Annotated in this window: 19 protein-coding genes and 1 pseudogene; 11 read left to right on the top strand and 9 right to left on the bottom strand. The window is 73.6% G+C overall.

From position 1 onward, the window contains the following. Positions 1–133: 133 nt before the first annotated feature. Genes J1M41_RS03570 through J1M41_RS03555 form a run of 4 tightly spaced genes read left to right on the top strand, consistent with a single transcriptional unit; the run spans position 134 to position 3,532 of the window. Positions 134–775 (top strand): ABC transporter permease, encoded by a 642-nt coding sequence (locus tag J1M41_RS03570; protein WP_002855197.1) that lies wholly within the window; start codon positions 134–136, stop codon positions 773–775. Further along, on the top strand, positions 772–1,779 hold the full coding sequence (locus J1M41_RS03565; RefSeq protein ID WP_206451163.1) for an ABC transporter ATP-binding protein: 1,008 nt from the start codon (positions 772–774) through the stop codon (positions 1,777–1,779). Before J1M41_RS03570 ends, J1M41_RS03565 begins: the two co-directional genes overlap by 4 nt. Beyond that, a complete protein-coding gene (locus J1M41_RS03560; RefSeq protein ID WP_119217181.1) occupies positions 1,776–2,528 on the top strand; it encodes an ABC transporter permease in 753 nt (250 codons plus the stop codon). Before J1M41_RS03565 ends, J1M41_RS03560 begins: the two co-directional genes overlap by 4 nt. Further along, positions 2,525–3,532, top strand: coding sequence for a glycine betaine ABC transporter substrate-binding protein (locus tag J1M41_RS03555; RefSeq protein ID WP_206451162.1), 1,008 nt, complete (start codon positions 2,525–2,527; stop codon positions 3,530–3,532). Before J1M41_RS03560 ends, J1M41_RS03555 begins: the two co-directional genes overlap by 4 nt. 83 nt (positions 3,533–3,615) lie before the next feature. On the opposite strand, the pseudogene J1M41_RS03550 reads toward J1M41_RS03555, so the two are convergent. From J1M41_RS03550 to J1M41_RS03530, 5 genes and pseudogenes are all read right to left on the bottom strand, one after another. Further along, a pseudogene (locus J1M41_RS03550) lies at positions 3,616–4,053 on the bottom strand (alkaline phosphatase D family protein); the annotation flags it as partial. Positions 4,054–4,118: 65 nt separating this feature from the next. Further along, entirely contained in the window at positions 4,119–5,291 is a 1,173-nt protein-coding gene (locus J1M41_RS03545; protein WP_206451161.1) for a cysteine desulfurase family protein, read from the bottom strand. Beyond that, positions 5,288–6,208 carry a carboxylating nicotinate-nucleotide diphosphorylase gene (gene nadC, locus J1M41_RS03540; RefSeq protein ID WP_206451160.1) on the bottom strand — a complete coding sequence of 307 codons (921 nt, stop codon included), beginning with the start codon at positions 6,206–6,208 and terminating at the stop codon, positions 5,288–5,290. The genes J1M41_RS03545 and nadC overlap by 4 nt, the downstream gene beginning before the upstream one ends. Next, on the bottom strand, positions 6,205–7,533 hold the full coding sequence (gene nadA / locus J1M41_RS03535) for a quinolinate synthase NadA (RefSeq protein ID WP_206451159.1): 1,329 nt from the start codon (positions 7,531–7,533) through the stop codon (positions 6,205–6,207). Before nadA ends, nadC begins: the two co-directional genes overlap by 4 nt. Before the next feature lie 28 nt (positions 7,534–7,561). Further along, entirely contained in the window at positions 7,562–8,281 is a 720-nt protein-coding gene (locus tag J1M41_RS03530) for an NUDIX hydrolase (protein WP_206451158.1), read from the bottom strand. A 128-nt stretch (positions 8,282–8,409) separates the two neighbouring features. Here J1M41_RS03530 and J1M41_RS03525 point away from each other — a divergent pair, with 128 nt between their 5' ends. Further along, positions 8,410–9,246 (top strand): alpha/beta fold hydrolase, encoded by an 837-nt coding sequence (locus tag J1M41_RS03525; protein WP_098092247.1) that lies wholly within the window; start codon positions 8,410–8,412, stop codon positions 9,244–9,246. Between the two features lie 126 nt (positions 9,247–9,372). On the opposite strand, the gene J1M41_RS03520 is transcribed toward J1M41_RS03525, so the two are convergent. Together J1M41_RS03520 and J1M41_RS03515 are read right to left on the bottom strand one after the other, a co-directional pair. Beyond that, positions 9,373–10,320, bottom strand: a complete 948-nt coding sequence (locus tag J1M41_RS03520; protein WP_049147473.1) for a DUF808 domain-containing protein — start codon at positions 10,318–10,320, stop codon at positions 9,373–9,375. Between the two features lie 145 nt (positions 10,321–10,465). After that, the gene (locus J1M41_RS03515; RefSeq protein WP_020626453.1) at positions 10,466–10,984 is read right to left on the bottom strand and encodes a ferritin; all 519 of its coding nucleotides are present in this window, start codon (positions 10,982–10,984) and stop codon (positions 10,466–10,468) included. 130 nt (positions 10,985–11,114) lie between these two features. On the opposite strand from J1M41_RS03515, the gene J1M41_RS03510 reads away from it, so the two are divergent. Continuing rightward, positions 11,115–11,654, top strand: a complete 540-nt coding sequence (locus tag J1M41_RS03510) for a PACE efflux transporter (protein ID WP_078025867.1) — start codon at positions 11,115–11,117, stop codon at positions 11,652–11,654. Positions 11,655–11,678: 24 nt separating this feature from the next. On the opposite strand, the gene J1M41_RS03505 is transcribed toward J1M41_RS03510, so the two are convergent. Next, positions 11,679–12,581, bottom strand: coding sequence for a patatin family protein (locus J1M41_RS03505; RefSeq protein WP_095353682.1), 903 nt, complete (start codon positions 12,579–12,581; stop codon positions 11,679–11,681). Between the two features lie 81 nt (positions 12,582–12,662). Here J1M41_RS03505 and tpx point away from each other — a divergent pair, with 81 nt between their 5' ends. Beyond that, positions 12,663–13,163 (top strand): thiol peroxidase, encoded by a 501-nt coding sequence (tpx, locus tag J1M41_RS03500; protein ID WP_049147477.1) that lies wholly within the window; start codon positions 12,663–12,665, stop codon positions 13,161–13,163. A gap of 2 nt (positions 13,164–13,165) precedes the next feature. Then, positions 13,166–14,347 (top strand): trypsin-like peptidase domain-containing protein, encoded by a 1,182-nt coding sequence (locus tag J1M41_RS03495; RefSeq protein ID WP_206451157.1) that lies wholly within the window; start codon positions 13,166–13,168, stop codon positions 14,345–14,347. Positions 14,348–14,362: 15 nt separating this feature from the next. Here the strand turns inward: J1M41_RS03495 and zupT are convergent, their stop codons facing one another. Beyond that, complete coding sequence (zupT, locus tag J1M41_RS03490) at positions 14,363–15,151, bottom strand: zinc transporter ZupT (RefSeq protein WP_145951347.1); 789 nt, start codon at positions 15,149–15,151, stop codon at positions 14,363–14,365. A gap of 65 nt (positions 15,152–15,216) precedes the next feature. Here zupT and J1M41_RS03485 point away from each other — a divergent pair, with 65 nt between their 5' ends. From J1M41_RS03485 to J1M41_RS03475, 3 genes are all read left to right on the top strand, one after another. Beyond that, on the top strand, positions 15,217–16,695 hold the full coding sequence (locus tag J1M41_RS03485) for an NAD(P)/FAD-dependent oxidoreductase (RefSeq protein ID WP_206451156.1): 1,479 nt from the start codon (positions 15,217–15,219) through the stop codon (positions 16,693–16,695). 251 nt (positions 16,696–16,946) lie between these two features. After that, positions 16,947–18,806: an ABC transporter family substrate-binding protein gene (locus J1M41_RS03480; RefSeq protein ID WP_206451155.1), complete on the top strand. Its 1,860-nt coding sequence runs from the start codon at positions 16,947–16,949 to the stop codon at positions 18,804–18,806. Between the two features lie 162 nt (positions 18,807–18,968). Continuing rightward, positions 18,969–20,489: an ABC transporter permease gene (locus tag J1M41_RS03475; protein ID WP_206451154.1), complete on the top strand. Its 1,521-nt coding sequence runs from the start codon at positions 18,969–18,971 to the stop codon at positions 20,487–20,489. Positions 20,490–20,491: the final 2 nt, after the last annotated feature.

Below are 20,491 nucleotides of genomic sequence, written 5' to 3'. Positions count from 1 at the left end.
GAGCGCCACCATCTCGGGGAGCGTGCAAGAGCACGCCCGACCCACCCGGACCGAAGGAGACGACGATGACGGTCCTGCCCCGCCCCGCAGACGCCCGGGCCGCCCAGGGGTGCGCTGCCGGCGTGGAGGCCGCATGAGCGAGTTCCTCGCCTCACGCTGGCCCGACATCCTCTTCCGGGCGTGGCAGCACGGGTGGCTCGTGCTGCAGGCGCTGGCCATCGCCACCGTGCTCGCCATCGCGCTGGCCGTGATCGCCACGCGGATCAAGGCCCTGACCCCGATCGCGAACGCCTTCACGGCCGTCGGGCTGACCCTGCCCTCCTTCGCGCTCATCGGCGTCCTGATCCCCCTGGTGGGCATCGGGACCGTCCCGGCCGTCGTGGTGGTGGTCTTCTATGCCCTGCTGCCCATCCTCCGCAACGCGCTCGTGGGTCTGCGCGGCGTGGACCCGGAGGTGCTGGAGGCCGCCCGGGGGATGGGCATGGGGCCGGTGGCGCTGTTCACCCGGGTGCGTCTCCCGCTGGCCTGGCCCGTGATCCTCACCGGCATCCGGGTCGCGGGCCAGCTCGGCATGGGCGTGGCCGCGGTCGCGGCCTACGTCCTGGGGCCCGGACTGGGCTCGTACATCTTCACGGGGCTGGTCTCCCTGGGCGGCGCCAACGCGTTGAACTACGCCCTCGTGGGCACCCTCGGCATCGTCGTCGTCGCCCTCGTCCTGGACGGGCTGCTCGTGCTGCTCGGCCGGCTCACCATCTCGAAGGGACTGCGCGCATGAGCACCGACCGTGACGCCGGGGCCGAGATCCGTCTCGAGTCCCTGACGAAGCTCTATCCGGGGCAGGACCGTCCCGCCGTGGACGCCCTGGACCTCATCATCCCCGCGGGGGAGACCGTGGTGTTCGTCGGCCCGTCCGGCTGCGGCAAGACCACCTCGTTGAAGATGATCAACCGCCTCATCGAGCCCACCTCCGGGCGGATCCTGATCGGTGGGGAGGACATCACACGCCGCGACCCCACCCGGCTGCGCCGTCAGATCGGCTACGTCGTGCAGGGTGGCGGGATGATGCCCCACCTGTCCGTCGCCGAGAACGTCGGCCTGGTGCCGCGCCTGCTCAAGTGGGACCGCCGGCGCATCGCCGACCGCGTGGACGAGCTGCTCGACCTGGTCGGCCTGGACCCGGCGATCTATCGAGACCGTTTCCCGCGCGAGCTGTCCGGCGGACAGCAGCAGCGCGTCGGCGTGGCGCGGGGCCTCGCGGCGGATCCACCCGTGCTGCTCATGGACGAGCCCTTCGGCGCCGTGGACACCCTCACCCGCCAGCGCCTGCAGAAGGAGATGCTCGACATCCAGGCCAGGGTGGGCAAGACCATCGTGATGGTCACCCACGACGTGGACGAGGCCGTGCTCCTGGGCGACCGGATCCTGGTGCTCGAACCCGGCGCGCACGTGGCCCAGTACGCCACCCCCGAAGAGGTCCTGGCGCGGCCGGCCACCGAGTTCGTGGCCGACTTCGTGGGGTCGGGGGCGGGGCTCAAGCGGCTGGGGCTGCGGTCGGTCGACTCGCTGCCGCTGCGCCCGATCGCACAGCACCCGACGGGCACGCTGCCGGGCGGGCCCGTGCTCGACGCGGCCACCCCGATCAGCGAGGCCCTCGCCGCGCTGGTCATGGCCCCGGCGGAGGAGATCGCCGTGGTCCGTGATGGCACGGTCATCGGTCTGCTCGACTATCCGACACTGCGCGCGCACGCCCGCGCCGGCGACGAGCAGGCTCGGCCATGATCGCCCGGCTGCGTGCGGCCTCCGCCGAGGACCGCCTGCTCCTGATCGGCCTGCCGCTGCTCGTGGCCACCCTGCTGATCGGGTGGACCGTCTGGGTGCGCGGAGCCGCCCTCGACGACGTCGAGGCCCGGCTGCTGACCTGGCCCACCGTCCTGCGCCTCACCGCCGAGCACCTGGCCCTCGTCGGCGTGTCCACCGTTCTGGTCGTGGCGACGGCCGTCCCGCTCGGCGTGCTGCTGAGCCGCCCCGCCGCCCGGCGGTTCACCCCCGTCGCCATGGGGCTGGCCAACGCCGGCCAGGCCGCTCCCGTGATCGGTGTGATCGTCCTGCTCGCCATGGCGTGGGGGTTCGGCTTCCGGGTCGCGGTCCTGGCCCTGTCCCTCTACGCGTTCCTGCCCGTGCTGGCCAACACCCTGGCCGGGCTGCGGGGCGTCGACCCCACCGTCGTCGAGGCGGCCCGCGGCATGGGCATGTCGCCGCTGCAGACCCTGCTCCGGGTGGAGCTCCCCTTGGCCCTGCCCGTGATCATGGCGGGTCTGCGGACCGCCCTGGTGCTGCTGGTGGGCACCGGGGCGTTCGCGACGTTCATCGACGCCGGCGGCCTCGGCCTGCTCATCCAGACCGGGATCGTCCTGTTCCGCTTCCCGCTGCTCGTCTCGGGGGCGATCCTCGTGGCCGCCCTCGCCCTGATGATCGAGTGGATCGGCCGCCTCGTCGAGACGCTGGCCACCCCGAGGGGGCTCGCATGACCACCCCGCGCGCGACCATCCCATCTCGCCGCCGCGGCCGGACCCCCGCTCGCGCCGTGCTCGCCGTGCTCGGCCTGGCGGCCTCCCTGGTCCTGTCCGGGTGCGGGCTGAGCACCGCCGGCGGCTACCTGCCCTCGGGCACGCCCGCCGGCGACGTCGCCGGGATCGACCTCGAGGGCGCCCACGTGGCGGTGGGGTCCAAGAACTTCAACGAGGGCGTCGTGCTCGGCAAGATCACCGCGATCCTGCTGCGCTCCGCGGGGGCCGACGTCGAGGATCTGACCAACATGCCGGGTTCGCTCAGTGCGCGCCAGGCCCAGGTCGCGGACGTCGTGGACGTCGAGTGGGACTACACGGGGACGGCCTGGATCACGTACCTGGGCCACACCGATCCGATCCCGGACCCCCAGGCGCAGTGGGCCGCGGTCCGGGACGAGGACGCGCAGCAGGGCCTGGTGTGGCTGCCGCCGGCCGAACTCGACAACACCTACACCTTCTCCGTGCGCCAGGACCGGGCGGAGGCGCTCGGCCTGGAGACGCTCGCGGACATCAAGGACCTCCCCACCCAGGACCAGTCCTTCTGCGTGAGCGCCGAGTTCGCCGCCCGCAACGACGGGTTCCTGCCCATGCTCGAGGCCTACGGGATCGAACGGCCCACCGGATCCCGGCTGCGCCAGATGGACATCGGGGCGGTGTTCGCCGCGGTGGCGGACGGGTCGTGCACCTTCGGGGAGGCGTACGCCACGGACGGGCGGATCGCCGCGCTGGACCTGACGACCCTGCAGGACCCGCTGAGCTTCTTCCCGAAGTACAACGCGGCCCCCATCGTGCGCGAGGAGGTCCTGGCCCAGCACCCCGAGATCGCCGACCTGCTGGCGCCCGTGACCGCGCGCCTGGACAACGCGACGGCCGCGCGCCTGAACGCGCGGGTGGACGTCGACGGCGAGGAGCCCACCCAGGTCGCGTGGGACTGGCTCCGCGAGGAGGGCCTGATCACCGACTGACGGTCCGCCGACGCCGCCGACGCCGCCGACGCCGCGGGGGACGCCCCGTTGGGGGTGCGTCACCCGCCGCGTGGCACGGCGGATCAGGCCGCCGTCAGCGTGCGCGAGTAGACCGTCCGGCCGGCGGCGTTGATCAGACGCACCCGGAACTCGCGGCCGTCCTCGGGGATCTCGACGTGGCCGAAGTACTGGTGCTCGCCGGAGCGAGGCGAGCCCATGACCGGTCCGTGCGCCTCGAAGTCCAGGCGCGGGCCGAAGGTGCCGTCCAGCGTGTTCGGGCCGAACGATCCGGCGTTGATGGGGCCGGCCACGAACTCCCAGAACGACTCGAAGTCGGTGAACGCCGCGCGGTCGGGGGAGTAGTGGTGCGCCGCGCAGTAGTGGACGTCGCCGGTGAGGAACACGACGTTCTTCACGCCGTGGTCCTTGATCGCCTTCAGGAGGCGGGCGATCTCCAGCTCGCGGCCCAGCGGGGCGCCGTCGTCGCCGTTGGACAGGGACTCCTGCCCCGTGCCGTCGGGCTGACCCTCGGGTGAACCTCCGACGCCGGCCCCCGGCGGCATCGGGGTCGACCGGTCCGGGCCGCTCAGCGCAGGGCGCTGACCGTCCGGACGGCGTCGACGATCGCGTTCGCGGCGGCGTCGAGCAGCGGGGCGTCGGCGTCCGGGCCGAACGTGCAGCGCAGGGCCGTGCGGGCCTCGTCCTCGCTGAGGCCCAGCGCGAGCAGGGCCGGGGACGGCTCGGCGTCGTGGGCCGAGCACGCGGACCCCGCCGAGGCCAGCACGCCCCGGCGGGCCGCCTCCTCCAGCACCGACTCGCCGTTCACACCGGGCAGCACGAACGAGGCGTGACGCGGCAGCCGACGCGCGGGATGGCCGGTCAGCCGCGCGTCGGGCACGAGCTCCCGGACGCCGTCGAGCACGCGTGCCGCGAACCGGTCCCGCAGCCCGGACCACGCGTCCGCGGCCGCGGCGCGCTCCGCCTCGGCCTCCTCGAAGGCCGCCGCGAACCCGGCGGCACCGGCCACGTTCTGCGTCCCGGACCGCCGGCCCCGCTCCTGGCCGCCACCGGGCACGAGCGGTTCCAGGGCGTGACCCGGGCGCACCCACAGCGCGCCGACCCCCTTGGGCCCGCCCACCTTGTGCCCGGACAGCGCCACGAGATCCGCCCCGAGGGCGCGCACGTCCACCGGGATCTGCCCCGCGGCCTGCACCGCGTCCACGTGCAGCGGCACGCCCGCCTCCCGGGCGACGGCGGCCAGCTCGGCCACCGGCTGCACCGTGCCCACCTCGTTGTGGGCCAGGTGCACGCTGACCAGCGCGGTGTCCGGGCGCAGGCGGGCGGCGAGGTCGTCCGCCGAGGTCAGGCCGTCACGGTCCAGCGCGAGGTGCTCGACCTCGACGCCGTGCAGCCGGGCCAGCTGGTCGCAGGACTGCCGCACCGCGCTGTGCTCGATCCCCGTGGTCAGCACGTGGTTCGCCGGGCGGCCGGCGAGGATCCGGGCGCGCACCGTGCCGAGCACGGCGAGCGCGTCGGCCTCCGTGCCGCCCGAGGTGAACACGACCTGCCCGGCCCGGGCGCCGATCGCGCGGGCCACCCGCGCGCGGGCGTCCTCGAGCAGGGCCGCCGCCGCCCGGCCGGCCTCGTGCGCCGAGGACGGGTTGCCGTAGACGCCGGTGAGCGCGGGCCACATCGCCTCGAGCGCGCTGCGTCGGACGGGGGCGGTGGCCGCGTGGTCCAGGTCGAGGGTGGTGCTCATCGGCGCGCCGAGACCTCCTCGACCACGGCGTCCAGGCCCAGGTCCAGGGACCGGACGGTATGCGTCAGCGCCCCCACCGAGATCACGTCCACGCCCGTGGCCGCGATCGCCCCGATCGTCTCGAGGCTCACCCCGCCGGAGGCCTCGACGACGGCGCGGCCCGCCACGAGCTCGACGCCGGCCCGCAGCTCGGCCGGCGAGAAGTTGTCCAGCATGATCGTGTCGACCCCGGCGGCGAGCACCGCCGGGATCTGCTCGAGCCGGTCGACCTCCACCTCCACGTGGGTGGTGTGCGGCAGGCGTGCCATCCCGGCGCGCAGGGCCGCGGTGAGGGCCTCGCCCGGGTCGCCGGCGCCGCCGAACCCCAGCGCGGCCAGGTGGTTGTCCTTGAGCATCACGGCATCCGAGAGGCTGGAGCGGTGGTTGTGCCCGCCTCCGTCCCGCACGGCCTGCCGTTCGAGCACGCGCAGACCCGGGGTGGTCTTGCGGGTGTCCACCACCCGCGCGTGCCCGCCGCCGGCGCGCACGGCGGCCACGTGGGCGGCCGTCGTCGTGGCGATCCCGGACAGCCGCTGGACGAGGTTCAGCGCCACGCGTTCGGCGCGCAGCACCGAGCGGGCGGGGCCGGCGACCTCGGCGACGACGGCGCCGGGGGACAGGTCGGCGCCGTCGGCCAGGTGCAGGGTGACGGACACGGCCGGGTCGACGAGCCGGAAGGCGGCCTCGAGGGCGTTCGTGCCGGAGAGCACCCCGGCCTCGCGGGCCACCACGCGCGCGGTGATCCGGGCCTGCTCCGGGACGAAGGCCTCCGAGGAGACGTCACCCCAGGGCGCGTCCTCGGCGAGCGCTGCGGCCACGATCCGCTCCACGTCCGGCCGCGGGGCCGGTGTCGTCGGGGCGCGGTCGGCCGGGGTCACGTCCCAGCCCCGGCGGACTGCGCGGCCGACTGCTTCGGCGCGACGGCCAGCATTCGCTCGAGCGCGGTGCGGGCCGGGTCGGCGACGGACGCGGGCACGGTGATCCGGTTGACCACGCGGCCGGCCACGAGCTCCTCGAGCACCCACGCGAGGTAGCCGGGGTGGATGCGGTACATGGTGGAGCACGGGCAGATCACGGGGTCGAGGCAGAAGATCGTGTGCTCGGGGTGCTGGGCGGCCAGGCGCTGCACGAGGTTGATCTCGGTGCCGATCGCGAAGGTCGAGCCGGCCGGCGCCGCCTGGATCGCCTTGACGATGAAGTCGGTGGACCCGGAGGAGTCCGCGGCCTCCACCACGGGCAGGGGGCACTCGGGGTGCACGATCACCTGGACGTCCGGGTGCTCGGCGCGGGCCTGCTCGATCTGCGCCACGGTGAAGCGGCGGTGCACCGAGCAGAAGCCGTGCCACAGCAGGACCTTCGCGTCCCGCAGGGCGTCCTCGGAGTTCCCGCCCAGCGGCAGGCGGGGGTTCCACGTCGGCATCTGCTCGAGTGGGATCCCCCGGGCGCGGCCCGTGTTCCGGCCCAGGTGCTGGTCCGGGAAGAACAGGACGCGTTGGGCACGCTCGAACGCCCAGTCCAGGACGGCCGAGGCGTTGGAGGACGTGCACACGATGCCGCCGCGCTCGCCGACGAAGCCCTTGAGGGCCGCGGAGGAGTTCATGTAGGTCACGGGCAGCAGGGGCACGCGCCCGTCGTCGTCCGGTTCGGTGCCGTAGACCGCCTCGAGCTGCTCCCACGCGTCCTCGACCGAGTCCAGGTCGGCCATGTCCGCCATGGAGCAGCCGGCGGCGAGGTTGGGCAGGATGACGGCCTGGCCCGGGGTGGAGAGAAGGTCCGCGGTCTCCGCCATGAAGTGCACGCCGCAGAACACGATCGCCTCCGCCTCGGGCCGGCCCTGGGAGGCCCGCGCGAGCTGGAAGGAGTCGCCCACGAAGTCGGCGTGCTGGACGACCTCGTCGCGCTGGTAGAAGTGGCCCAGCACGACGACGCGTTCGCCGAGCGTCTGCCGCGCCGCGCTGATCCGGGCGTGGAGCTCCTCGTCCGAGGCCCGCTGGTACTCCTCGGGGATGCGGCCCTGCACGGGGGCGTCGGCCGGGACGGCGTCGTCCTGCGATGCGCCGGGGCCGTAGGCGGGCAGGCCGGCGTCGAACGCCCAGGGGCCGCGGGTCAGGTCGGGGGAACACGAGGAGCCGCGCGCGGCGTCCTTGTCGATCAGGGTCAGGGTGCGGGCCACCGAGGCGGTGGTCCCGGTCGGGGTGGTCATGGGTGACTCCTGGGTCGGGGCTGGTGGGTCAGCGGCGGGCGTCCGGCCCGGCGGGATCGGGGTCGGTCCCGGGCCCGGCGGGCCGGTACCGGTAGAGCTTGGGCGGGCGGTGCGGGGTGCCGCCGCGGACCTCGCCGGTCTCCTCGAGGGTGGCGCGGCGGAAGTTGGCGGCGTCGAGGCCGCGGCCGAGGACGGCCTCGTGCACGGCGCGCAGCTCGGCGAGGGTGAAGGAGGGCCCCAGCAGCGCGTGCCCGACGCCGGTTCGCGGCAGGTCCGCGCGCAGGCGCGCCACGGCCGCCGCCAGGATCTGCGCGTGGTCGAACGCCAGCGCGGGCGGCGCGTCGGCCCGGTGCCAGCGCACATGGACCCCGATGGGCAGCCCGGCCACGTCCGGGTCCGGGCTGGACGCCGGGGCGGCGCCGTCGTCGTCCAGGGCGGGGCTGAGCGCCCAGTGGGCCACCGTGAGGACGCGTCCGGTGGGGGAACGGTCCACGGCGCCGAACGCCGCCAGCTGCTCGAGGCGACGGACGGGACCGGGCACGCACTCGGCGGCCACGCGTGCGGCGACGTCGGCCAGCTCCTCGTCCGCGCCGAGCCACGCGCCCGGCAGCGCCCACCGGTCCAGGAACGGTTCGCGCATTCGCGGGACGAGGGCGACGCAGAGGCGGGGCACGCCGTGCGGATCCGGGCGCACGCCGAAGACGGCCGTGGACACGGCGACGCTGACGCGGGCCTCAGCGACCGGCATGGGACCTCCCGGGGCGGACTGGCGGGGCTGTTCGGGTCAGTATGACACTGTTCGCGCCCATCTCAGAGAGTCGAGATGACTGTAAGGCGGGGGAGGCGCCGGCGCGGTCCCGCGCTAGCCTGAGTCGAGTGAACACGACCGCCGCCGCCTCCGCCCCGTCCGACGCCCCCCTGGCCTCCACCCGCATCGGGGAGGGCTCGCGCCGCGTCGCGTTCCTGCACGGCCTCATGGGCCGCGGCCGGAACTTCACCGGCCCGGCCAAGGAGCTGGGGGACGACTTCACGGTGGAGCTGATCGATCTGCCGGACCACGGCGCCTCGCCCTGGACGGACCGGGTGGACTACCGCGAGATCGCAGACCGGGTGGCCGCCCACCTGCGCACCGGCCTCGCCGCCGACGGGCCGGTCCACCTGCTGGGCCACTCGATGGGCGGCAAGGTCGCGATGGTGCTCGCCCTGCGGCACCCGGAGCTCGTGGACCGGCTGATCGTGGAGGACATCTCCCCGCGGCTCTCACCGCAGGCCACGGACGAGTTCGTGCACCTGCTGGGCACCATGCTGCGCATGGACCTGGACGCGTACGACTCGCGGGCCGAGGCCGACGCGGCCATGGCCGAGCACGTCCACGACGCGCGGGTGCGCGGCTTCCTGCTGCAGAACCTGCGGCGCACGGCCGGCCACTTCGCATGGCAGCCCAACGTGGCCATGCTCTTCGAGCACCTGCGGGAGATCGGCTCGTTCCCGGACCCGGTGGTCCCCGAGGATCCGGAGCGCGTGTTCGACCATCCGGTCCTGTGGCTGGCCGGCGCCGAGTCGGACTACGTCCAGGACGAGGACGTGCCGCGGATGAAGGAGCTGTTCCCGCGCGTCGTGCGCGTGACCGTCCGTGACGCCGGCCACTGGCTGCACGCCGACCAGCCCGAGGCCTTCGTCTCCGCGGTGCGCACCTTCCTCACCGCCGACTGACGGGGCCCGTCGGGAGACGGAGCCAGCGCCGAGGCCCGCAGACGCGCCGCTACGTTCCGTGCGTAGCGGCGCGTCTGCGGGCCTCAGCGTCGGGCGCTGGTGGGGGCGGACCCGTCAGCCGCCGCATCAGTGGGCGGGCGCGGCCTTCTTTCCGCGCAGGCGTCCGACGAGCAGGACCACCCCGAGCGCGACCGAGCCCCAGAGCAGGCCCCACACAGCCGACGTCGCGGTCTCCGTGAGCCAGCCGAGGAACGCGCCGGCGGCGTGCGTGACGGGCTCGACGATCCCGTGCTGCACGGCGTAGGGCCACGGCACGCCCAGCGCGTCCAGCTCCACGAGGGCGATGTGGCCGCCCACCCAGAGCATCGCCACGGTGCCGATGACGGTCACCACGCGCAGCACGTGCGGCATGGCCTTGACCAGCCCGGCGCCGAACGAGCGGCCGCCGGAGGTGGAGGCGTTCTGGTGCAGGTGCAGGCCGACGTCGTCCATCTTCACGATCAGCCCCACCACCCCGTACACGCCCGCGGTGATGACGACGGCCACCACCGCCAGGATCGCCGCCTGCATCCAGAAGCCCAGGTCGGCCACCTCGTTCATGGAGATGACCATGATCTCCAGGGACAGGATGAAGTCCGTGGTGATGGCCCCGCGCACCACGGTGTCCTCGGCCTCCGGACCCCGCTCGACGGCGGGCTCCTCGTCGTCGGCATGCCCGTGGCCGGTGAGCTTGCCCCACACCTTGTGCGCGCCCTCATAGGACAGGTAGGTGCCGCCGGCCAGCAGCAGCCACGGCAGGATCCAGGGGGCGAGCCAGTCGAGCAGCAGCAGCGCGGGCAGGATGAACACGAGCTTGTTGCGCAGGGAGCCCTTGGTGATCCGCCAGATCATCGGCAGCTCGCGGGCCGCGGCCGCGCCGGCCATGTACTGCGGGGTCACCGCGGCGTCGTCGACCACCACGCCCGCCGCCTTGGCCGCGGCTCGTCCCGCTCCGGCGGCCACGTCGTCCACGCTCGCGGCGGCGAGGCGGGCGAGGGCGGCGACGTCGTCGAGCAGGGCTACGAGTCCGACCATGGTTCCTCCTGGGGTGGGTCCGACGGGCGCGCCGGTGCGCGGGCAGGGCGCAGGTTGAGCATAGCGGCGAGGACGGACACGCACCGGCCCGGCCCCGTGGGGGACCGGGCCGGTGCGCGCGCGGCCGACGAGGCCGCCGGTGGGCTCAGGCGTCGTTCTCGGTGGTCTCCACAGGACGGGAGCCCAGGCGGCCGTCGATGCGGAGCAGGCCCGAGCCGTCGTCGCCGACGAGCTCGAGCTGGCCCACGATCTCGGAGACGGTGGCCTCCTCCTCGATCTGCTCGTCCAGGAACCAGTTCAGCAGCGGGCGCGAGTTGAGGTCGCCCGCGGACTCGGTGGCCCGGTACAGCTCGCGGATCGCCTCGGAGACCTTCTGCTCGTGCGCGAGCGCGGCCCGGAAGATCTCCAGGGCCGACAGGCCGGCCTGCACGGGCGGGGCCGGGATGGCGCCGATCGTCGGGAAGCTGTCCCGGTCGGCGACGTGGTCGATGAACTTGTTCGCGTGGACGATCTCCTCGTCCGCCTGGTGCCGCAGCCACGCGGCCATCCCGGACAGGTCCAGGTCGTCGGCGGCGATCGCGAGCTGGCGGTAGACCATGGACGCCTCGAACTCGAGGGTGATCTGGTCGTTGAACTTCTGCAGCAGGTCATCGGTGAGCTTCATGCCTCGAACTCTAGGCAGGCGGCCGGGGCGCGGTGAAGGCGCGCCCGCCCCGTGGCCGAGGCACGACGACGGCGGGCGGCCGGTTCCGCCGGATTCGGCGCCCTGCGGTGCCAGCCCTAGGCTGGGCGCCGTGTCCGAGACCCGCCGCGCCCGCCCGGGCGTCGACCCCGCGTCGACGCCGCCCTCCGACGTGCCGCGGGGCCCGGGAGGCCGGGACGCGCTCGTGCGCCGCCGCGTGTTCCGGACGCCCCTGCTGCGCCGCGTGGTCTACGCGGTGGTCTTCGAGCTGCTCGCCATCCTCTTCACCACCGTGATCCTGGCGGCGCTCGGCAACGGCGGCGGGCCCTCGCTCGCCGTGGCGGTCGTGTCCTCGACCGTGGCCCTGCTGTGGAACATCGTGTTCAACTCGGTGTTCGAGACCCTCGAACGCCGCCTCGGCATCACGGGCCGGCCCTGGTGGGTGCGCGTGGCCCACGCCGTCGGCTTCGAGGGCGGTCTGATCGTGTTCCTCGTGCCCGCGGTGGCGCTGATCCTCGGCGTCGGGCTGGGGGAGGCGTTCCTCATCGAGGCTGGCCTGCTCGTGTTCTTCCTCGTCTACGCCGCGGTGTACGCCTACGCGTTCGACTCGGTGTTCGGCCTGCCGGACTCGGCCGCCCGCGCCGAGGCCTGACCCGCCGATCGGATCAGGCGCGGCTCAGCGGGACGCCGGCAGCCCCAGGAACGCGCGGATCGCCGGCATCTCGCGGCGCACCTGGTCCAGGCCGAGCTCGTGGGCGGCGGCCAGCTTGGCCACGGACCGCTCGCCGTTGGCGATGGGCATGGTCTCGGGCGCGAACAGATAGGCCCGTCCCTGCCGCTCCATCTCGAACAGGCGCTCGCGGGTCGCGTTGTACCGGCGCCAGCGCGTGAGCAGGGCGTCCGCGACGGCGGGGTAGCGCCGGAAGGTGCGCTGGTAGAACGAGGGGAACCGTTCGGGCCGTTTCACGTACCCGCGCTCCCGGGTCAGGACCACGAGGACCTTCTCGAACCCCGCGTCCTCCGCCGCGGTCAGCGGGATCCCACCGTCCACGCCGAGGGCGCCGTCCACGAACACGGTGCCCTCGGCGTGCACGGGGGGCATGAGGACCGGCATCGTGGACGACGCGCGGACGCGGACCATCAGGTCGGTCAGGGTGGTCATGTCGGAGCGGTCCCACCAGCGGGTCTCGCCGCTCGCGGCGTCGAACCCGCCCAGCACGAGCCGGGCGGGGTTCGCGCGGAACGTGGCGAAGTCGTAGGGCAGGTCCGCCTCGGGCAGGCCGGCGTGCTCGTAGATGTACTCGGCGTTGAACAGGCCCTTGCCGCGCAGGAAGCTCAGCCAGTTGCCGAACCGAGGATCGTCGGCGAAGTCCACGAACGAGCGCCGCGCACGGGCCGGGTCGCGGGACAGGTAGTTCACGGCGTTGGACGAGCCCGCCGAGATGCCGGCCACGAAGTCCACGTGGATCCGCTCGCGCAGCAGCTCCGCCACCACGGCCGAGGTGAGCGCGGCGCGCATCCCCCCGCCCTCGAACAGCAGCGCCGTGTCGGTGACGTTGGACGTCATGGGCTCGGTCATGGTCGGTCCCTCCGTGTTCGCCGTCCGCCGAGCAGGGCGCGGGGCGCTCCCGTCCGGCCGCGCCCATCCTAGGCTGTCCCCATGGCGACGACCCACATGAAGAGCACCCCCGTCCACACCGTCGGTGGGCTGCCCCAGGTGGGTGCCCCCGCCCCCGACTTCACCCTCACCGGGGCGGACCTGTCCCCGGTGACCCTGCGGGAGCTGCGCGGCCGTCGCGTGATCCTGAACATCTTCCCGTCCCTGGACACCGGCGTGTGCGCCGCCTCCGTCCGCGAGTTCGACTCCCGCGTCGCGGACCTCGGGGACACCACCGTCGTGGCCGTGTCCGCGGACCTGCCGTTCGCCGCCGCGCGCTTCTGCTCGGTCGAGGGCATCGACCACGTCCGCAGCGGCTCTGTGTTCCGCTCGTCGTTCGGCGACGACTACGGCGTGCGCATGACCGACGGTCCGCTCGAGGGCCTGCTGGCCCGCGCCGTCGTCGTGGTCGATGCCGACGGCGTGGTCCGTCATGCCCAGCTCGTCCCCGAGATCTCCGAGGAGCCGGACTACGAGGCCGCCCTGGCGGCCGCCCGGGGCTGAGCGTGACGCCGCCGGGCTGGCCGCCGCGCGCACGACGCTCGCCCCTGGCGTTCGTCATCGCGCTGTTCGGCGTGCTCGGGGCGCTGGTCCTGGCGGGGGGCCTCACCGCGCTCCTCGCCGGCCGAATGGTCGACGTCGCCGCGGACTCCGCCCCGACCGTGCCCGCCGCCGAGGCCCCCGCCCGGGAGGCGGGCGCGCTCGCGGCGGGCCTGACCCACATCCACGACGGCGTGACGGTGGACTGGTCCGCATCGGCCCACGACGGCTCGTCCCTGGACCCGGGCCAGCCGGTCGCGGACGCCCCGGGCATCCTCCTCGTGGAGACCGCCCTCGGCGCCCGCACCGGCACGGGGACCGGCATGGTGCTCTCCCCGGACGGGCTGGCGGTGACCAACTACCACGTAGTCGAGGACTCCTCCGAGGTGCACGTGGTGGTCGCGGACACCGGCGCGCGGCACACGGCCACGGTGCTCGGGCGCGATGCCGAGCACGACATCGCGGTGCTCGACGTCGAGGGCGTCTCAGACCTGCCGGTGGCCAGCGTCTCGCTGGACCCGGTGCGGCGCGGGGACCAGGTGGCCGCCGTCGGCAACGGCGGGGGCCAGGGCTATCTGACGGCCGTGCGCGGCACCGTGCTCGGCACGGACCGCTCGATCATGGCCGCGGCCGAGGGCACCGATCAGTACGCGCGCCTGTCCGGCCTGATCCAGACGGACGCGGACGTCGTGCCCGGCTACTCCGGCGGCCCGGTGGTGGACGACGCCGGCCAGGTGGTCGGCGTGACCGTGGCGGCCAGCGACGGGACCACCGCAGACGAGGTGGACGGCTTCGCGATCCCGCTGGAGGTGGCCTTCGACGTGGTGGACCAGGTCCTCTCGGGCGAGGAGACGGACACCGTGAGCATCGGCGCGGACGGCGCCCTGGGCATCATGGTCGGCGCGGATCCCGACGTCGGCGTCGTGGTCATGCAGGTGGACGCGGGCTCGGCGGCCGAGCAGATCGGCCTGGTCGAGGGCGATGTCATCCTCGAGATCGAGGGGCGGGCCGTCGGCGACGACGCCTCCCGGATGTCCCGCCTGGTCAACGACCACAACGTGGGGGACCGGATCACCGTCCAGTGGCGCACCGCCGACGGCGAGGTGCGCGAGGCCGAGGCGGTCCTGCAGCCGGCCCTCGTGAACTGACCGGCCCCCCGGCGCTCAGGAGAGCAGGTCCAGCGAGAGGGCCATCGCGGCCACGCCCAGCAGCACGCCGCCCAGCGCCGCGGCGCGGCCCCCGGCCGCCCGGGCGGCGGGCAGCAGCGCGTCGAGGCTCACGGTCACCATCACGCCCGCCACGGCCGCGAAGACGGCGGCCAGGAGCGCGGGTGTGAGGAACGGGGCCAGCAGCAGCCAGCCGATCAGCGCGCCCAGCGGCTCCGCGATCCCCGTGAACGCGGCCCACGCGAAGGCCTTGCGCCGCGATCCGGTGGCCTGCCGCACGGGCACGGCCACGGCCACGCCCTCGGGAACGTTGTGCACGGCCATCGCGACGGCCAGCGCGAGGCCCACCGACGGATCCTGCAGGGTGCCGGCGAAGGTGACGAAGCCCTCCGGCAGATTGTGCAGGCCGATCGCCAGGGCCGTCACCGTGCCCAGGCGCAGCATCCGCCGCCGGTCCAGGCCGGCCGGGTCGTCGACGTCGCCCGGCATCTCCGAGACGGGGTCGGGGACGGCGCGCTCGAGCAGCACGTAGGCGCCTGCGCCGAGGATCAGGGCGGCCACCGCGACGGCGGTCGCCGCGGGGCCGACCGCCCCGCCCAGCCCCTCGACGGAGGCCGGCAGCATCTCCAGGAAGGAGACCGCGAGCATGACGCCCGCGGCGAGGCCGAGGGCGGCCCCCAGCCCACGGCCCGAGGGCTCGCGTCCGACGATCGCCAGGACGCCGCCCAGCACCGTGGCCAGCCCGGCGAACGTCGTGAGAGCGAGCGCGGTCCAGAACGGGTCCACGGGGGAGTGCCTCCTGACGGGCGGCGGGCGGGGTGCGACCATCCTAGGGACCACAGGAGGAGACCATGACCGAAATCGCCGCCGGCCCCGGATTCGCCCTGCCCCGGGGCGTCGAGCCGGGCCGCGCCGTCATCGTGGGCGCCGGACCCAACGGCCTGACCGCCGCCGCCCTGCTGGCCCGCGAGGGCTGGGAGGTGGACGTGTTCGAGCGGGCCCCGGTGCCCGGCGGTGCGTGCGCGTCCGCGCCGGTGCTGGGGGAGGGGACCGTGGTGGACCTCGGGGCGGCGGGCCATCCGTTCGGCGTCGCCAGCCCCGTGTTCCGGGAGCTGGGGCTGACGGACCACGGGCTCGCCTGGCTGCACCCGGCCGTGCCGATGGGACATCCGCTGCCGGACGGGCCGGCCGCCCTCCTGCACCGGGACCTCGAGGCCACCGCCGCGGGTCTCGGCGTCGACGCGCGGGCCTGGCGGGCCGTGCACGGGGCCCTGGTCGAACACGTCGACGAGATCCTGGCGGGCGCGCTCGGCCCGGTGCTGCGACCCCCGCCCCATCCGGTGGCGATGGCCCGCTTCGGCCTGCGCGCCCCGTGGCCGGCCGATCTGCTGGGCCGGGCGATGTTCCGCACGGAGGCCGCCCGCGCCCTGTTCACGGGCTCGGCGGCCCACGCGATCCTGCCCTCGAGCCGGCCCCTGACGGCGGCGTTCGGTGCGCTTTTCGGCGCGCTCGGGATGAGCTCGGGCTGGCCGGTGGCGCGCGGCGGGTCGGGGGCGATCGTCGACGCGCTCGTGGCGGTGCTGCGGGCGCACGGCGGGCGCCTGCACCTGGGTCACGAGGTCACGGACCTGCGCGCGCTGCCCGCCGCGGACGCCGTCGTGCTGGACCTGACCCCGCGCCAGGTGCTGCGCCTGACCGGCACGGGCCTGCCGCCGCGCTACGCCGCCGCCCTGCGCCGGTGGCGCCCCGGGCCGTCCGTGTCCAAGGTCGACTTCCTGCTCGACGGGCCGATCCCGTGGCGCGACGCCCGGCTCGCGGGCGCGGGGACGGTGCACCTGGGCGGGACCGCCGCCGAGATCCGGCGGGCCGAGGACGACGTCGCGGCCGGCCGGATGTCGGCGCGGCCCTTCGTCATGCTCTGTCAGCAGCAGGCGGCGGACCCCACACGGGCCACCGGGCCCGCCCGGGGGCACACGGTCGTCTGGTCCTACGCCCATGTGCCCCACGGCCACCCCGGCGACGTCCGTCCGCTGATCGAGGCGGAGGTGGAGCGGCACGCACCCGGTTTCCGGGACCGGATCCAGGCCGCGGTCGCGATGCGCCCGGCCGATCTGGAGGCGTGGAACCCGAACCTCGTGGGCGGCGACATCGCGGGGGGATCGCTCGCGGGAGCGCGCGCGCTCCTGCGCCCCACTGCGTCGTCCCGGCCGCACCGGGCGGGCCGGGCCGGGCTGTATCTGGCCTCCGCCTCCACCCCGCCGGGCGCCGGCGTCCATGGCATGGGCGGGGCGTGGGCCGTGCGGACTCTGTTGGCGGACCGTCGTCGCTGACCGCGCCGCCGCCCGGGCGGAGCGGCGCCGTGCCGGGGTCTGCCGGGGTGTCGGCGACCGCTGTGCGACACGGCTGAGACGGATCCAGGTCCGGACTTTCGCGAATCGGAATGTGCCCGCTACAGTGTGGTCCATCTCACGGAACGTCCCGTCTCGGCGGAACGGCCCGGGGGTCGCCTCGCACCGCCAGATCCCTACAGGGATGGGGGCGCGCGACGTCCTTGCACCTCTCATGAACGGAAGCACCTTCCATGAAGTACACGAAGCTCTCCGCTGCCGCGGCCCTGGCCGCCGGCTCGGCCCTCATCCTCTCCGCGTGCGCCCCGGGCGGCGGCAACGCAGGCGACTCCAGCAGCAGCGGCTCCGGCGCCGGCCAGGGCGGCGACTCGGGCGCCGGCAACGTCATCGAAGGGGACAAGGGCCAGAAGCTCACCGCCGAGGCCTCCGGGCCGGAGCTGGCCGACCTGGGCGACGTCGAGACCCAGGACGGCTCCATCGCCTACTCGGTGGGCGCCGATGACTTCCTGTCCTACAACGGCCTGCAGTCGAACACGTACACCACGTACAACTCGGCCGTCGTGGACCGCCTGTTCTCCTCCTTCTGGTACTTCGGCACCGACGGCTCGATCATCCCGAACAAGGACTTCGGCACGTACGAGAAGACCTCGGACGACCCGCTGACCGTGAAGTACACCATCAGCGACGACGCCAAGTGGTCCGACGGCACCCCCGTCACCGCCGGCGACTTCATCTTCCACTGGGCCGCGAACAACGACACGGTCAAGGCGGAGGGTTCCGAGACCCCGCTGTTCGACTCGATCTCCTTCGAGCAGGGCAAGTACATCCCGGAGGCACCCGAGGGCGAGGCCGACGGCAAGGAGTTCACCGTCACCTACCCGGAGCCCTACGCGGACTGGGAGATCCTCATCAGCACCGCGCTGCCGGCGCACATCGTCGCCAAGGAGGCGGGCATGAGCTTCGAGGAGCTCGTCACCGCCGCGAAGGAGAAGGACGTCGAGGCGCTCACCCCGGCGGCCGAGTTCTGGAACGACGGCTGGGACTTCAGCCCCGGCGAGCTGCCGGACGCCTCGCTGGTGCCCTCCATGGGCCCCTACAAGTTCAAGGACGGCGGCTGGCAGGCCGGCCAGTCCATCACTCTCGAGGCCAACCCCGAGTACTGGGGCACCCCGCCGGCCACCAAGGAGCTCGTCCTCCGCTTCGCCGACCCGAAGACCCACGTGCAGGCCCTGCAGAACGGCGACCTCGACGTCATCGAGCCGCAGGCCACCGTGGACACCCTTCAGCAGCTCGAGGGCCTCGGCGAGGACGTCAACGTCCAGACCGGTGACCAGCTGACCTGGGAGCACGTGGACTACAACCGCGGCGAGGGCTCCGTCTTCGCGGACTCCCCGGAGCTGCGCGAGGCCTTCGCCCTCTGCCTGCCCCGCCAGCAGATCGTGGACAACCTGATCAAGCCGATCTATGCGGACGCCCAGGTCATGAACCTGCGTGAGGTCTTCCCCTTCCAGGACAAGTACCAGGAGGTCGTGGACGAGGCCTACCCGAAGGAGATGGACGAGCCGAACATCGAGAAGGCGAAGGAGCTCGTCGAGAAGTCGGGCGTCTCCAAGCCCACGGTCCGCCTCGGCTACCAGGCCGGCAACCAGCGTCGCACCGAGACCGTCGCGCTCATCAAGAGCTCCTGCGACCAGGCCGGCTTCGACGTGCAGGACACCAACTCGCCGGTGTTCTTCAAGGAGGTCATGCCGGCCGGTGACTACGACGCCGCCCTCTACGCCTGGGCCGGCTCGGGCCAGAAGGCCTCCGGCGCGAACATCTACCAGTCGGACGGCGCTCAGAACCAGCAGAGCTACAACAACCCCGAGGTGGACGCGGCCTGGGACAAGCTCGCCACCTCGCTGGACGAGGACGAGCAGCTGGAGCAGGTCAAGACCATCGAGAAGCTGCTCTGGGAGGACTTCCAGGCCATCCCGCTGTACGCTCACCCGGGTCTGGTCGGCCACAAGGCCGACGTCGCCAACGTGCGCGACACCGCCGCCCAGTCGGGTGCGCTGTGGAACGTGGAGCAGTGGGTCCGCGTCCAGGAGTGACGCCCCGCTGACCTCTGACCCGGCGGTCCGCCTCCCGCGGACCGCCGGCGTCGGGATCGAGGACAGAGCCCGGCCGGGCACCGGCCGGGCTCTGGCCGTGAACCGCGGCGAACCCGCACCCCTCCCTTTCCCTTGCACTCGCACGGAAGGTCACCCCCTGTTGTGCTGAAATTCATCCTCAAGCGCCTCGGCAGCTCCCTCCTGGTGCTGTTCGGCGCGTCGATCCTGCTCTTCTTCCTCGTGGCCCACTCGGGTGACCCCCTCCAGGACCTGCGAGAGTCACAGAACCCCAACCGCGAGACCCTCATCGCCGCCCGCACCGAATTCATGGGGCTGGACCAGCCCTGGTACGCCCGGTACTGGGACTGGCTCCAGGGCATCGGCGGCTGCGTCACCGGTCAGTGCGACCTCGGCCTCAGCCGGAACGGTCAGTCCGTCGGTGACCTGCTGAGCAACGCCGCGGCCTCCACGCTGCGCCTCGTGGTGCTCGCGACCGTCCTGGCGATCATCATCGGCATCGCGATCGGCATCATCACCGCGATCCGCCAGTACTCCGGTCTCGACTACGTGGTCACGTTCCTGATCTTCCTCTTCTTCTCGCTGCCCGTGTTCTGGGCGGCCGTGCTCCTGAAGGAGTACATGGGGATCCGGTTCAACGACTGGATCCGCAGCCCCGAGCTGAACTGGCCCCTCCTCATCGGGGTCGCCGTCCTCGCGGGCCTGGTCCTGCAGGCCGTCATGGCGGGCGACCTCAAGCGGCGCGCCTTCACGTTCGGCGCCACCGCCGCGTTCATCCTGCTCGCCGGCTGGGTGCTGTTCGCCGTCGACTTCTGGCGGCATCCGCAGATGGGCCCGGTCGTGCAGCTGGTCATCGGCCTGGCCGCCGCCGTCGGCGCCACCGCGGTGATCTCCGGTCTGCGCAACCGATCGGTCCTCAAGGCCGCCCTGGTCACGGCCGCGATCGGCCTCGTCGCCTACTACGCCACCTACGGCCTGCTGTGGCGGACGCCGTCCGCGCTGCTGCTGGCCGGCCTCGGCGTCATCCTCGTGCTGGTGGCCATCCTGGTGGGCCGCCTGCTCGGCGGCTTCTCCAAGGGCTCGGCCGTGTCCGCCTCGCTGGTGACCGCCCTGATCATGGGCGTGGCGATCGTGGCGGAGCACCTGATGAACTACTGGCCGACCTTCCTGAAGGTCAAGCCGCGCCCGATCTCCACGATCGGCTCGGGCACCCCGAACCTGGACGCCCACTTCTGGGTGGTGTTCCTGGACCGCGGTGCGCAGCTGCTGCTGCCCACCATCCTGCTGACCATCATCTCGGTGGCCACGTACTCGCGGTACACGCGCTCCTCCATGCTCGAGGTCTCGCGCCAGGACTACATCCGCACCGCGCGCGCCAAGGGCCTGCCGGAGCGCCAGGTGATCCTGAAGCATGCGTTCCGCAACTCCCTGATCCCCATCACCACGATCATGGCCTTCGACTTCGCCGGCCTGATCGGCGGCGCCGTGATCACGGAGCAGGTGTTCGGCTGGAAGGGGATGGGCGAGCTGTTCGCCACCGGCCTGCGCGACGTGGACCCCATGCCCGTGATGGCGTTCTTCCTCGTGACGGGCACCGCCGCCGTGCTGATGAACCTCGTGGCGGACGTGCTCTACGCCGTCCTCGACCCCCGGATTCGAGTGTGAGC

The sequence above is a fragment of the Micrococcus sp. KRD096 genome (assembly GCF_017168495.1).
Lineage (GTDB): Bacteria > Actinomycetota > Actinomycetes > Actinomycetales > Micrococcaceae > Micrococcus > Micrococcus luteus.
This window is presented reverse-complemented; position numbering and strand designations above follow the sequence as displayed.